Origin of the sequence: Novosphingobium guangzhouense (assembly GCF_002896965.1) — a bacterium.
Lineage (GTDB): Bacteria > Pseudomonadota > Alphaproteobacteria > Sphingomonadales > Sphingomonadaceae > Novosphingobium > Novosphingobium guangzhouense.
This window is the reverse complement of record NZ_LYMM01000021.1, coordinates 40,262-53,537: the sequence shown is the minus strand read 5'-3', so window position 1 is coordinate 53,537 and position 13,276 is coordinate 40,262. Positions and strand designations below refer to the sequence as shown.

At 66.7% G+C, this 13,276-nt stretch carries 15 protein-coding genes; 12 read left to right on the top strand and 3 right to left on the bottom strand.

All coding sequences use genetic code 11. The features are described 5' to 3' along the window. Positions 1–21: 21 nt before the first annotated feature. The 5 genes from A8V01_RS05210 (at position 22) to A8V01_RS05190 (ending at position 4,410) form a co-directional block, all read left to right on the top strand. On the top strand, positions 22–1,266 hold the full coding sequence (locus tag A8V01_RS05210) for a polyhydroxyalkanoate depolymerase (protein ID WP_103094871.1): 1,245 nt from the start codon (positions 22–24) through the stop codon (positions 1,264–1,266). A gap of 141 nt (positions 1,267–1,407) precedes the next feature. After that, a complete protein-coding gene (locus A8V01_RS05205) occupies positions 1,408–2,136 on the top strand; it encodes a murein L,D-transpeptidase catalytic domain-containing protein (RefSeq protein WP_245892340.1) in 729 nt (242 codons plus the stop codon). Between the two features lie 77 nt (positions 2,137–2,213). After that, complete coding sequence (locus A8V01_RS05200; protein ID WP_103094870.1) at positions 2,214–2,840, top strand: TetR/AcrR family transcriptional regulator; 627 nt, start codon at positions 2,214–2,216, stop codon at positions 2,838–2,840. Beyond that, a complete protein-coding gene (locus tag A8V01_RS05195) occupies positions 2,840–3,856 on the top strand; it encodes an XdhC family protein (RefSeq protein ID WP_103094869.1) in 1,017 nt (338 codons plus the stop codon). Before A8V01_RS05200 ends, A8V01_RS05195 begins: the two co-directional genes overlap by 1 nt. Then, positions 3,853–4,410 (top strand): nucleotidyltransferase family protein, encoded by a 558-nt coding sequence (locus A8V01_RS05190; protein ID WP_103094868.1) that lies wholly within the window; start codon positions 3,853–3,855, stop codon positions 4,408–4,410. The genes A8V01_RS05195 and A8V01_RS05190 overlap by 4 nt, the downstream gene beginning before the upstream one ends. Positions 4,411–4,416: 6 nt before the next feature. Here the strand turns inward: A8V01_RS05190 and A8V01_RS05185 are convergent, their stop codons facing one another. Then, on the bottom strand, positions 4,417–4,977 hold the full coding sequence (locus A8V01_RS05185) for a YqgE/AlgH family protein (protein WP_103094867.1): 561 nt from the start codon (positions 4,975–4,977) through the stop codon (positions 4,417–4,419). A 111-nt stretch (positions 4,978–5,088) separates the two neighbouring features. Here A8V01_RS05185 and A8V01_RS05180 point away from each other — a divergent pair, with 111 nt between their 5' ends. The 5 genes from A8V01_RS05180 (at position 5,089) to A8V01_RS05160 (ending at position 9,661) form a co-directional block, all read left to right on the top strand. Then, positions 5,089–5,781 (top strand): fumarylacetoacetate hydrolase family protein, encoded by a 693-nt coding sequence (locus tag A8V01_RS05180; protein WP_103094866.1) that lies wholly within the window; start codon positions 5,089–5,091, stop codon positions 5,779–5,781. Between the two features lie 172 nt (positions 5,782–5,953). Next, positions 5,954–7,987, top strand: a complete 2,034-nt coding sequence (locus A8V01_RS05175; protein WP_103094865.1) for a TonB-dependent receptor — start codon at positions 5,954–5,956, stop codon at positions 7,985–7,987. A 49-nt stretch (positions 7,988–8,036) separates the two neighbouring features. Further along, the gene (locus A8V01_RS05170) at positions 8,037–8,570 is read left to right on the top strand and encodes a (2Fe-2S)-binding protein (RefSeq protein ID WP_103094864.1); all 534 of its coding nucleotides are present in this window, start codon (positions 8,037–8,039) and stop codon (positions 8,568–8,570) included. Beyond that, complete coding sequence (gene arsC / locus A8V01_RS05165) at positions 8,567–8,911, top strand: arsenate reductase (glutaredoxin) (RefSeq protein WP_103094863.1); 345 nt, start codon at positions 8,567–8,569, stop codon at positions 8,909–8,911. The genes A8V01_RS05170 and arsC overlap by 4 nt, the downstream gene beginning before the upstream one ends. Positions 8,912–9,028: 117 nt before the next feature. Next, positions 9,029–9,661 (top strand): class I SAM-dependent methyltransferase, encoded by a 633-nt coding sequence (locus A8V01_RS05160; protein WP_103094862.1) that lies wholly within the window; start codon positions 9,029–9,031, stop codon positions 9,659–9,661. 64 nt (positions 9,662–9,725) lie between these two features. Here A8V01_RS05160 and A8V01_RS05155 read toward each other — a convergent pair whose 3' ends face one another. After that, entirely contained in the window at positions 9,726–10,538 is an 813-nt protein-coding gene (locus tag A8V01_RS05155; protein ID WP_103094861.1) for a DUF7847 domain-containing protein, read from the bottom strand. An 82-nt stretch (positions 10,539–10,620) separates the two neighbouring features. Here A8V01_RS05155 and lipB point away from each other — a divergent pair, with 82 nt between their 5' ends. Both lipB and A8V01_RS05145 read left to right on the top strand, forming a co-directional pair. Further along, the gene (lipB, locus tag A8V01_RS05150) at positions 10,621–11,364 is read left to right on the top strand and encodes a lipoyl(octanoyl) transferase LipB (RefSeq protein ID WP_103094860.1); all 744 of its coding nucleotides are present in this window, start codon (positions 10,621–10,623) and stop codon (positions 11,362–11,364) included. Next, on the top strand, positions 11,361–11,705 hold the full coding sequence (locus A8V01_RS05145; RefSeq protein WP_103094859.1) for a hypothetical protein: 345 nt from the start codon (positions 11,361–11,363) through the stop codon (positions 11,703–11,705). The genes lipB and A8V01_RS05145 overlap by 4 nt, the downstream gene beginning before the upstream one ends. Before the next feature lie 388 nt (positions 11,706–12,093). Here A8V01_RS05145 and A8V01_RS05140 read toward each other — a convergent pair whose 3' ends face one another. After that, complete coding sequence (locus A8V01_RS05140) at positions 12,094–13,254, bottom strand: GNAT family protein (protein ID WP_103094858.1); 1,161 nt, start codon at positions 13,252–13,254, stop codon at positions 12,094–12,096. Positions 13,255–13,276 lie beyond the last annotated feature (22 nt).

The window sequence follows — 13,276 nt, the reverse complement described above, 5'->3', positions numbered from 1 at the left end:
GAAACGGTCAGGAGAATCGACTTGCTCTACAATGCCTACGAATTGCAGCGCGCCATGATGAGCAGCGCCGCCGCATGGGCTTCGGTCGGCGCCGAACTGCTGACCAACCCCTCGCTTCCATTCGGTTATTCGGGCCTTGGCCCGATCATGGCATCGGCGCTGGACGTCTTCGCCCACGCCGCTTCACCGCGCGGAAAGCCCGCTTTCGACATCGAGACGGTGACCGTCGACGGCAAGGTCCAGCCGATCACCGAATCGATCGTGCTGCACAAGCCCTTCGGCAACCTGCTGCGATTCGATCACCCCGGACTTGCCCCGGATGCGCCCAAGCTGCTGATCGTGGCTCCGATGAGCGGACACTACGCCACGCTTTTGCGCGGCACGGTGGCGCGCATGGCCGAAAGTGCGCAGGTCTACATCACCGACTGGGCCGACGCGAAGCTGGTGCCGATGAGCGCGGGCCGCTTCGATCTGGACGATTACATCGACTACGTGGTTTCGTTCCTTGAGCACATCGGGCCGGGCACGCACGTCCTCGCCGTGTGCCAGCCTTCAGTCCCGGCCTATGCCGCAACCGCGATCATGGGCGCAAAGGAGCACCCCTGCCGCCCCGCCACTCTTACCATGATGGGCGGCCCGATCGACACGCGCGAAGCGCCCACCAGCGTCAACGACGTGGCGATGCAGCAGCCGCTGGCATGGTTCGAACAGAACGTCATCGCCACCGTGCCGATGACGTATCCGGGCGGCGGACGGCGTGTCTATCCGGGCTTCCTGCAGTTGGCCGGGTTCATGGCGATGAACCTGGGCAGCCACATGATGAGCCATTACGGCATGTTCAAGCACATGGTCGAGGGCGACGGAGACAGCGCGGCGGCGACCAAGGCATTCTATGACGAATACCGCGCCGTCTGCGACATGACCGCCGATTTCTACCTCCAGACCGTGGAGCACGTGTTCCAGAAGCACTCGCTGCCCAAGGGCGAATTCGTCCATCGCGGCGAACGGATCGACCTTTCGGGCATCCGCGACACCGCGCTGCTGGCGATCGAGGGCGAGAAAGACGATATCTCGGGCATCGGCCAGACCCGCGCCGCGCTGCACCTTGCCAGCCACCTGCCCGAAAAGCGCAAGAAGTATTTCCTCGCCGCCGAAGTGGGCCATTACGGCATCTTCAACGGCAGCAAGTGGCGCACGCGAATCGCGCCGGTGCTGGAAGACTGGATTGCCCAGCACCAGCGCAAGACGCTGAAGGTGGTCGCCTGAAGCCTTGCCTGACGTTTCCGGTCGGGACGCGCGCAAGCTGCGGCCCGACTGAACGTTTTTTGCGCCGGAACGCTCCGCCGCCGTCCGTCCTTCGCGATGGGACGGTGGATCACCGGGACCGATCGTGGTATTACCGCCACCATGGATCGCGCACATAGTCGACGGAAAATTATCAAGGGTGGCCTTGCCGCCGGTATCGGTCTGGCCTTGCCAACACGGGTATTCGCTTCCGAAGGCGTGCCCCCCGATGCCCTCCTGCCCGGTATCGTTCCCGGTGAAGGCGTTGCGCCGCTTGCGGGTTCCTTCCAGAACAGCCTGACCTCGGTTCCGGCCGCGCCCACGGGCCTTACGCTGTACGAACGGCGGGTGATGGCCGTCGCCTCGAAGCAGGCGGCCCGCGTGCGCAATCACCTGTGGCGCGCCGACGTGGTCGGCATCGTCGATTTCGACCAGCCTTCGTGGAAGCCCCGGCTTCACTTCGCCAACCTTGAAAACGGCACGCTGCGCTCGTTCCTCGTCGCTCACGGGCGCGGTTCTGATCCGGCGCACAGCGGCTGGCTGCAAAGCTTCTCCAACGTGCCCGGCTCCGAGGCCACCTCACGCGGGGCCTACCTCACGGCGGAGTGGTACAAGGGCAAGTACGGCACCTCGATCCGCCTTGTCGGGCTGGACAACGACAATTCGATGGCCCTGCCCCGTGCGATCGTGATGCATCCGGCATGGTACGTCGCGCAGAACATGATCGACAAGTGGGGCAAGCTGGGCCGCAGCGAAGGCTGCTTCGCGATGAGCGATGCCAATTTCAACGAAGCGCTCTGGCACTTGTCCGGCGGACGCCTGCTGTTCGCGGATCGCATCGGCGAAGGATAACCCTCAACGCTGCGTTGCAGGCTGCTCAGGGCCTCAGCGGTTAGACACGCCTGCGTCGCAATGATACGCATCGTATCATGGACACCAGCCTGACCGGCCTCAAGCGAGAGGCCCCTACCGATGCCCGGCAAGTACGTTCGCGACAGGCGCTGACTTCGGCGCTGCTGTCGCTGCTTGAACAAAAGCCGTTCGACCAGCTGACCATCCGCGAGATCAGCGCGCGGGCGGGAACCGGCTACGCCACGTTCTTCCGGCATTACCCGACCAAGGAAGCGCTGCTGGCCGATGTCGCCGCGCACGAGATCGAGGATCTGCTGGGCCGCACGATCCCGATCCTCTACGCCGCCAACAGCTTCGAATCGACGCTTGAAGTCTGCCGTCACGTGCACGAACACGCGATGCTGTGGGCCGCGCTGCTGACCGGCGGCGCGGCCGGCATCGTGCGCGAGGAATTCATCCGTCAGGCGCTCGCGCTGGCCGCCAACACGGAATCCCGTCACCCCTGGCTTCCCTCGGACCTTGGCACCATCCACGGCACGGGCGCCACCATCGACATTCTTGCATGGTGGCTGTCGCAGGGGACAGAGCCTGCCTCTGCCCGCAGCCCGGAAGAGGTGGCAACGATCCTGCACCGGCTGGTCATCGCGCCGCTTGTGGGCGACACGCTGGAGACTTTAGCGGAGATCCCTGCGGAGACGGCGTGATGACGACCGAAGCCGCAGACCCGGTGCTCGGCGGCATGATCGAGGATGCGGACTGGCCCGAATTCGGCTGGGTGGACGACGTGCGACCGGCGCTGCGCGCAGCGCTTGAGGCGGGGCGTCCGGCGGCGCTGGCAACGCTCTACAAGGTTGCGGGAAGCGCCCCGCGCGGGCCCGGCGCGCAGATGCTGTTCACCCCCGGCGCCGACGGGCAGATCGCGGCAAGCGGCTACTTTTCGGGCGACTGCATCGAGGGCGACGTCGCCAATCATGCGGCGCAAGTGCTTGTCGATGGAGCGCCCCGGCGCCTGCATTATGGCATGGGCAGCCCGTGGATCGATCTACGCCTGCGCTGCGGCGGCGCCCTGCATGTCCTGCTGGAACGGATCGCGCCCGATGCCCCCGCCGCCATGGCGCTGCTGGACAACGCCGCACAGCGCCGCACCTGCATCTGGACCAGTGACGGGAAGACGCAGCACGTGGCCGAGGCCGAAGGGCCGCTGATGGACCTGTGCGAAGAGCCGCTGCGCATCGCCCGCCGCTACGATCCGCCGCGCCGCCTGATCGTGTCTGGCGGCGATCCCGGCGCGCTGGCCGCCGCCAGACTGGGCGCGATGGCGCAGTTCGAGACGATCCTGCTGCGTCCCGGCGGCCCCCACGCACCGCCGCCCTTCCCGGTATCGCGCTACTTGCGAGAGGAGCCGGCACAGGCGCTGGCCCATCTCAAGGTCGATCGCTGGACCGCTTATCTGGGCGCCACCCACGAGGATCACCATGACCTTGGCGGCTGTCTTGCCGCGCTGCGCGGCGGGGCGGGCTATGTCGGCATGATCGGCGCGAAATCGCGCGCCGCCCAGCGCCTTGGCGCGCTGGAAGCGGCGGGCGCCACGGCAGACGAACTGGCGCGGTTGCAACTGTCCCCCGGCGTTCCCGGCCTTGGCAAATCACCGTGGGAAGTCGCCACCGGCATCATTGCCGAGATCATGCAGGCGCTGAACCCTGCGCGGGAGCGGGCGTGAACGCCGTCGCGCTGGTGCTGGCCGCCGGCCGCGCGACCCGCTTCGGCAGCGACAAGCTTAGCGCCCCGCTGGACGGTGCGCCGCTGCTTCATCACGCGATCCGCGCCGCGCGGGCAGCGCCGGTCGACCGGGTGATCGTGGTCACCCGCCCCGACCTCGACATGGGCGAATGGCCCGGCGCGCCTGCGGTGGAGGCGCTGCGGCTGGAAAGCGATGCCCTGTCGACCACGCTCAGGGCAGGCATCGCAGCGGCAGGACAGGCCGAAGCCGCCTTCGTGTTCCTGGGCGACATGCCGCGCATTCCCGCAGAAGTGGCGCCGATGCTCTTTGCCGCGATCGGCGATGGCTATGCCGCGATGCCCTGCCATGGCGGCCGGCCCGGCCACCCCGTACTGCTCTCTGCCGCCGCCTTCCCGGCCATCGCCGCGCTGACCGGCGACGCAGGCGCGGGCCGCCTGCTGCGCAGCCGAAGCGACGTGGCCTTGGTCGACGTTCCTTCCCCCGCGATCCACTTCGACGTGGACCGGCCGGAGGATCTTGCCACCGGATCTTGAAGGCGCCTAAGCCCGCCCCGTCTCGTTGGAAAGCAGCGCCGGATCGATCCCTTCGGCCCGCCATGTGGCCGACCAGCGCCCTTCCGGCGGCGTGGCGAACAGCACTTCGCGGTGCCCTTCGGCCGCATACCAGCCGTGATGGCGCATCTCGCCCTCAAGCTGGCCCGCGCCCCATCCGGCATAGCCCAGCGCCATCAGCCACTGCGACGGCCCCTGCCCCGCCGCAATCGCGCGCAGGACGTCCATCGAGGCGGAGAGGGCGCAAAGCGGCGCCACTGCGATAGTGTCGCTGCCACCCCAGTCGGTGGAATGGAGGATGAAGCCGCGCCCCGGCTCCACCGGGCCACCGTGCATGATTTCGCGATTGGGCGAAACGCCGGGGTCAAGCCCCAGCTCCTCCAGCACGTCATGGAAGCGCACGCCTTCGCGCACGTGGCCGATGCCCACGCCCAGCGCGCCGTTTTCATCATGCACGCACATCACGTTCACCGAACGCTCGAAGCGCGGATCGAACATGCCCGGCATCGCCAGCAGGATGCGGCCCGAAAGATACTGTTCGCTCGTCACGCCGCCAATCTATGCGCGCTTGCGCCGACCACAAGCCCCCTATCCGAGAGAGCGCTTTCCCTGTGCGACCGGGCGGCCTATGCCGCTTGCCACAAAGGAGAACCCAGCCCCGTGACCCTGCTTTTCGACCTTCCCGCCGCCCCCGCCGTGCCCGTCGTCGGCGAAGAGGGCGCCTATCCGGTGCGCCGCATCTTCTGTGTCGGGCGCAATTACGCCGCTCACGCGCTGGAACTGGGCAACGCGGTGGACCGTGAAGCGCCGATCTGGTTCAACAAGGCCCCTGCGGCCCTCTGCCTTGATGGCGGTACGATCCCCTATCCGCCGGGCACCGAAAACTGCCATTACGAGATGGAACTGGTCGTCGCCATCGGCGCGCCCGCGTTCCGTATCGCTCCCGAAGCGGCGATGGGCGTGGTCTACGGCTATGCCTGCGGCCTCGACATGACCCGTCGCGACCTGCAGAACGCATCCAAGGCCAAGGGCTATCCCTGGGACACCGGCAAGGACTTTGAAAACGGCGCCGTGATCGCCCCGATCACCCCCGCCGCTGCCTTTGCGCCCGGCGAACAGCGCATCACACTGGCGCAGAACGGCGCGGTGAAGCAGGACGGCGTGCTTTTGGACATGATCTGGTCGATCCCCGAACTGATCGCCGATCTTTCGCGCCTCTACCACCTTGCCCCCGGCGACCTGATCTACACCGGCACGCCCGCAGGCGTTGGCCCGGTTGCAGCAGGCGACGTGCTGGAAGGCACGGTCGAAGGGCTGACCGCGCTGAAGCTGGAAATCGGCACCGCCGAATAACGCGCCTTTCCCCGAGCACTCTGGGGGAAAGGGCAGCCGTGCCATCCCTCGGGGTTGCGCGCCTCTTGCCCGCCCCTTGCCCGCCCCTTGCCCGCCCCTTGCCCGTCTTGCCAGTCCCGACGCCTTGCTGGACATTTCGGGGCGGAGAACGATGCCTTGAAGCTGGAAAACAATGATAACGATTCGCCGTCGCACCGCCCGATCCCTTCTTGCCCTGCCGCTGATCACACTGGCGCATCCCGCGCTGGCCGAAGACGATGACGCAGCCCCGCGCGAACCCATCGTCGTTACCGGACGCGGCCTTGCCGAAGGTCCGGCGACGCCCGCCTACGATGTCCGGACGATCGCGCGTGACAAGCTGGTCTCCAGCGCTTCTGGCCGGGTCGAGGACGTGCTGGCTTCCGTGGCGGGGTTCCAGCAGTTTCGCCGGTCCGACAGCCGCGCCTCCAACCCTTCGAACCAGGGCGTGACCTTGCGCGCTCTGGGCGGCAACGCCTCCAGCCGCGCGCAGGTGCTGCTTGACGGGGTGCCGGTGGCCAACCCGTTCTTCGGCTACATCCCGCTCAGCGCCCTGACCCCCGATCGGCTTGGCGCCGTCAGGGTGACGCGCGGCGGCGGCATGGGGGCGTTCGGCATGGGCGCGGTATCGGGCACGATCGAAATGGAAAGCGCCGGTCCCGACGAACTGGGCCCGGTGGCTGCGCAGGCGCTGGTCAACAATCGCGGGGAAACGCAAGGGTCGCTCACCCTTGCGCCGCGCCTTGGCGAAGGCTTCGTCGTTGCGGGGGTGCAGTGGGATCGCGGCCAGGGCTTCTGGACCACTCCCAAGGACCAGCGCGTGGATGCAACCGCGCGGGCAAAGTACGAAAGCCTGTCCGGCTCGCTGCGCGCCGTCGCGCCGCTGACCGACACGGTCGAAATTCAGGCATCCGGCCTCGTCTACGACGATGCCCGGACGCTGCGCTTCAAGGGCGCGGATTCGACCTCGTCGGGCCAGCAGGGCTCTTTGCGCTTCGTGGGACGGGGCGACTGGCAGTTCGACGTGCTGGGCTTCGTGCAGGCGCAGGATTTCTCGAACATCGTGATCAGCTCAACCAGCTATAAAAAGACGCTCGATCAGGCGAAGACCCCCACGCTGGCCGTGGGCGGCAAGGCCGAACTGCGCCCGCCGGTTGGCGAAAACCACGTGCTGCGCATCGGCACCGACGTGAAGCTTTCGCGCGGTAACCTTGTGGAATCGCCCTATAACGCCACCACCGGCCTTGCCACCGCATACCGCAAGGCGGGCGGCAGGCAGTCCGACCTTGGCTTCTACATCGAGGATGACTGGACCATCGGCCAGTTCGTGCTGACCGCCGGCGGCCGCCTTGATCGCTGGACTATCACGGACGGATACTACCGCTCGACCAGCGCTGCGGGCGTGGTGACGCAGGACACCCGCTATGCAGACCGCGACGGGTGGAACGCCAACGGCCGCGGCGGCATCGTCTGGAACGCCACCACCGCCGTCTCGCTGCGCGCCGCCGCCTACACCGGGCTGCGCCTGCCGACGCTGAATGAACTGTACCGCCCCTTCGTGGTGTTCCCGATCACCACCAACGCCAACGCCGCCCTCAAGCCCGAACGCCTGCGCGGCTATGAGGCGGGCGTGGACTTTCATCCTTCCGACGCGCTGAACCTGTCGCTCACCGCCTTCGACAACAGGCTGAAGGACGCCATCGCCAACGTCACCATCGACGATACCACGCGCGAGCGGCAGAACGTCGCCTCGATCCGCGCGCGCGGGATCGAGGCAAGCGCCGACCTCAAGCTGGGCAAGGTCAGCCTGTCCGGCTCGCTGTCGTGGACCGATGCCAAGGTGAAGGCCACCGCCGCACAGGCCGCGCTCGACGGCATGCGCCCGGCACAAGTGCCCAAGCTGGCGGGCAGCGGCACCGTGGCCTGGGCACCCGCCGACGGCTGGCGCCTTGCCGCCACCGTGCGCCGCACCGGCGCGCAGTACGAGGATGACCTTGAGGTCGACACCCTCCCCGCCGCGACCACGCTGGACCTCTACGCGCAAGTACCGATCACCCGCTTCGCCGCGCTGGTCCTGCGCGCCGAGAACCTGACTGACGAGACGATCGTGACGCGCAATGCAGGCGGCTCGATGGACCTCGGCCAGCCGCGTACATTGTGGGCGGGGTTCCGGCTGGGCCTCAATTGACCGGACTTGCGTTGCGCCGCGATGCGGGTCATGGCGATAGGCAGACGCCATGACCCGCTTCACCGTCAACGACCGCCCCGTCCAGTTCGAGATGGACCCGCGCACCCCGCTGCTCTGGGCGCTGCGCGATGCGGCCAATCTTACCGGCACCAAGTACGGCTGCGGCGTGGGCGATTGCCATGCCTGCACCGTCATGGTCGATGGCGCCGCGCTGCGATCGTGCCTGATCACGCTGGCCGAGTGCGAGGGGCGCTTCGTCACGACGGTAGAGGGGCTGTCGCGCGATCGTTCGCATCCGGTGCAGCAGGCCATGGTGGCCGAGCAGGCGGTGCAGTGCGGCTTCTGCACGCCCGGCATCGTCATGAGCGCCGCCGCCCTGCTGGCCGCCAACGCCAACCCCAGCGAGGCCGAGGTGAAGGCGGCGATCCCCAACTTGTGCCGCTGCGGCGTCCAGCCCCGGCTTGTGCGCGCCGTCCAGCGCGCCGCCGCCGTCGCCCGCCGCGAAGAGAAGATCGACGCCGCGCCGCCCCCCGGCGGCTCCGGCAGAATTCCGGCGCTATCGCCCAAAGGAGATACCCCATGAAGGCCACCATCTGGCACAACCCCAAGTGCGGCACATCGCGCAAGACCCTGGCGATCCTGGAGGAGACACCCGGCGTCGAGGTGGAGGTGATCGAATACCTCAAGACCCCGCCCGGCGCCGACAAGCTGGCGCAGCTCTATCGCGATGCCGGGATCACCCCGCAGCAGGGCCTGCGCACACGCGGCACCGACGCCGAAGAGCGCGGCCTGCCCGATGCCGACGACGCCACGGTGCTTGCTGCGATGGCCGCCGAACCGATCCTGATCGAACGTCCGCTGGTGGAGACCGACAAGGGTGCGCGCCTTTGTCGCCCGCAGGACACGGTTCACCAGATTCTCTGACCCGGTTTCCCCATCCGACGCGTTCCGGCAACGCGCCATCGCCTTGCAATGGTGGGTACAATCTGCCACCGCATGGCAATTCCGTGACATGACAATATTGCGAGAGCTTCCCTCAGCATGACCAGCACCGAGCTTGCCCGACAGCCCCTGACCCAGCGGATCGGGCGGAAGATCAAGCAGCGGATGGGCCCATGGGGCGTCTTCCTTGAAGGATTCATCCGCAACCCGGTGATGGTCGGCTCGATCGTCCCGTCATCGCGCTTCACCATCAACCGGATGCTGTCGAAGGTGGACTGGCCGAACACGAAGCTGTTCGTCGAATATGGCCCCGGCGTGGGCACGTTCTGCCAGCCGGTGCTCGACCGCCTGCCCCGCGACGGCATGCTGCTGGTGATCGACACCAACCCGATGTTCATCGACTACCTGCGCCGCACGATCACTGACAGCCGCTTCGTGGCGGTGAACGGTTCGGCAGCCGACGTGGAAGAGATCGTGCGCGCGCACGGGCACGAAAAGGCAGACTACGTGCTGTCGGGCCTGCCGTTCTCCACCCTGCCCGAAGGCGTTGCCCCGGCTATCGCGGCGGCAACCTATCGCGTGATCCGCAAGGGCGGCGCGTTCCTGGTCTACCAGTTCCGCCCCAAGGCGAAGAGCTTCATGGCCCGCCACTTCAAGCGTATCGACGATGCGATCGAACCGATCAACGTCCCCCCCTGCTTCATGTGGTGGGGTTGGAAGGACGAAGACTGAGAGCGAAAGGCCCGCCACACCGGCCGGCATGAAAAGCCCTCCCCGATCGGGAGGGCTTTTTCTTTTACCCGAACAGGTCCGCCTGCGTCTCTGCCGAAGGGCCGGCCAGCTGGCGATGGACCTGAGCAATCACCGCCACGAAATAGAGCGCCATCACGGTTGCCAGCACCGCTTCCACGGCGGCGGCCACGAAACGCGCCACTTCGCCCGGAGCCAGCAGCGCAATCGGCATGGTCAGCACGTTGCCGAAGATCAGCAGCACCACCATCGCGATCACCAGCAGCGCGTAGAAGCCCAGCAGACGCGCGGTGTTCCCACGGGTCAGCTTCCACGAACGCACCAGCGCCGCCACCGGGTTGAACACGTGCTCCACCGCGATCACCGGCGCGGCGATCGACAGCCGCACGCCCACGAAGATGGCCAGCACCAGCACCAGCGCCAGCCCGATCACCCCGCCGACAACGCCGCCCACCATGCCCAGCACGCCCGCGACCGCCATCGCGATCACTGCCAGCGCCATGCCCGTCAGCATCTGCGCAAGAATATAGGGCACCACGCCCTTCAGCCCCGCGCGGATCGCGCCGCCCACCGTCGGCCGCCGGTCGCTGTCGAGCAGGCACAGCAGCGAAAGCGAACCCAGCGCCTGGAACAGCGCCATCGGGATCAGCACCGGCGCGATCGACACATAGTAGCCCTTCAGGGCGGTCATCATCTGCGCCTCGCTCATCCCCGCTCCGGTTTCGGGCGGCGGGAAGAAGATCGAGAATACCAGCTGCGGCAGGAGGAAGAACACCCCGGCCAGCGCAAGCACGACCTCGCGGTTGGCGGAAACTGCCTGGGATGCCTGGGTCCAGGCCCGGCTGCTGTCGAACTTCATTACGTGCTCCCGATACCGCCGGAACGGGCGGTCGTCTCAATACCTCTTGATAACCGCATGGAATGACGCCACGCAACGCGGCATGACTTCGCTACCCAGTAATCTTGAACTGCGCGATATCGAACTGCGCATCTCCACCCAGCCCGTGCCCTACCGCGAGGCGCTGGAGGAGATGACCGCCCGAAACGCCCGGATCGCCGCCGGAGAGGCACGCGAACTGATCTGGCTGCTGGAACATCCGCCGGTCTACACCGCCGGTACCAGCGCCGCCGTCGCCGAACTGCTCGACCCGCGCTTCGAAGTGGTCGAGGCCGGACGCGGCGGGCGCTATACCTATCACGGCCCCGGCCAGCGCATCGGCTACGTCCTGCTCGACCTCAAGAAGCGCGCCCGCGACGCGCGCGGCTTTGTCCACGGGCTGGAAGGCTGGGTGATCGAGACGTTGCGCGATTTCGGCGTGGAAACCTTCCGGTCCGAAGGCCGCATCGGCATCTGGACCACCGACGTCGACGGACGAGAAGCCAAGATCGGCGCGATCGGCGTGCGCATCCGCAAATGGGTGACGATGCACGGCTTCTCGGTCAACGTCGCGCCCGACCTGTCGCACTTCACCGGCATCGTGCCTTGCGGCATCGACGAATTCGGCGTCACCAGCCTCAAGCGGCTGGGCAAGGACGTTGACCTTGCCGCGTTCGACGCCGCCCTGATCGCGCGCGCACCGGCCTTCCTCGCCTCGCTGGAAAGCCCCTGTCCGCCCGCGACGCCGGAGACTACCGCACCGGAGACTGGCGCACTGGAGACTGGCGCACCGGAGACCCCAGCATGAAACCCGCTCACTTCCTCGTGCCCGTCGCCCTTGCGGCGCTTGCCCTTGGCGGCTGCGGCAAGAAAGCGGACGATCAGCCCAAGACGGCGGCGGGCGGCGAACTGCTGCCGCGATCGGTCAGCGACGACATGCTGCCTTACGATACGGTGAAGTCGCAAGCATCGCTTTCGGACCCGAACGCCGGGCTTGGCCTGCCGCGCACGGGCGGCCCTGCGGCCCTGCCCTCCGAAGAGGTGGACGATTCGGTCGCGGGCGATGCCGATGAACCCGCAACCGTGATCGACGCACCACCGGCGCCCCCGGTGCTTCCAGCTTCCCCGCCTACCCCCGCGCAGCCCTGACGGCAGCCCGCCCGTCCTGCCGCGCGCGGTGTTCGCGGCCGGGGGAGGGCAGCGGCCGGGGCAGCAGGGAGCCACTTTCCTACAAAGGCGGCGCGGCGCTATTGTCGGGCGATGGCCACCCTGCCCATCCCCGTTGCCGATCGTCTGCCTCCCCGATCGACCAAGGTTACACCTGTCACCTTGCAAGGTGACACACGGCATCCGCAAGGTGACACATCCGGCGCACAAGGTGACAGTCCGGTGCACAAGGTGACACTCTCCGATGGAAAGCTGTCACCTTCTGAGCGGGCGCATCACCAAAAAACGACGGGAATCCGGCGTTCAGGCCGCAAAAGGGGCCTGCGCAGTTTTCCTCTGGACCGTGTAAACCGTGTAAACCTCGCCGCGCTCAGAGCGCCTTGTCGTAGATCACGTATTCGCGGTTCACGGTGCTCTCGATGGCATCGGCGATCGCCACCATCCCCTGATTGTCTTCAAGGATCCAACCGATCTCGCCCCGCTTCGCACCGAAATTGGCGGTCGCCGCGCGGCGGATGTACTCGATCATCATGAAAGCCAGCTGGCTGGCAAGGCGCGAAGACTGCAGCTTCTTGCGCACGCCCATCAGCGGCACGCGCATATCCGCCGGGTTCGGCTTGCGCAGCCACAGCAGCAGCTTGATCAGACCCAGGATCGAAGGCTTTCCGGTGCGCTTGTTGACCTTCATCTGGATGCCGTTGAGATCGGGCAGCGTCATCATGAACGCTACCGGCTCGCCCTCGTACTCGGCGATAAGGATCAGGTCGGGATGGACCAGCGGCTTGAACGCCTTGCCCGCGTACTCGATTTCCTTCTCGGTGAAGGGCACGAAGCCCCAGTTGTCCGACCAGGCATCGTTCAGGATCTCGCAGATGATCGCGGCATCGCGGTCGAAGTGCTTGAGGCTGGCCTTGCGCACGTTGATCTTCGCGTTCTTCTCACCCGAAGAAACGATGCGCTGGATCAGCGGCGGGAACTGCTTCGTCACGTCAAGTTCGTAAGTCTTGACCGTCTTGGCCACGGCATAGCCCTGACTCTCGATCCAGCCCTGATAGGCAGCGTTGTGATGCGCCATCATGACCATCGGTGGATGATCGTGGCCCACCGTCTGGATGCCCGGCTCTTCCCAGACCGACAGGTTCATCGGCGCCAGCACGCGGGTCATGCCCTGTTCTCGCAGCCACTGTTCGGCACGGGCGATCAGCGCATGGGCAACCTCGACGTCCTCCGCTTCGATCGCGCCCCAATTTCCGGTGCCGGGCCCCATGCCCTGCTCCACCGGCTGTTTCAGCGCCAGTTCATCGATGTGCGCCGATATGCGCCCGACGATCCTGCCATCACGCTTCGCCAGGAACAGCTGACAGCGCGCATGTTCGAAAAACGGGTTCTTGCCGGGGGTAAACTTGGAGATCTCCTCCGAGCGCAGATTCGGCACCCAGTTTTGATCTGACGCATTGAGTCGATAAGCGAGATCGACAAAAGCGGCGATGTCGGCCTTGCTGGAGATCGGTGTGATGACTAGTTCGGCCACGATGCTGCCTTTGTTCTGGCGT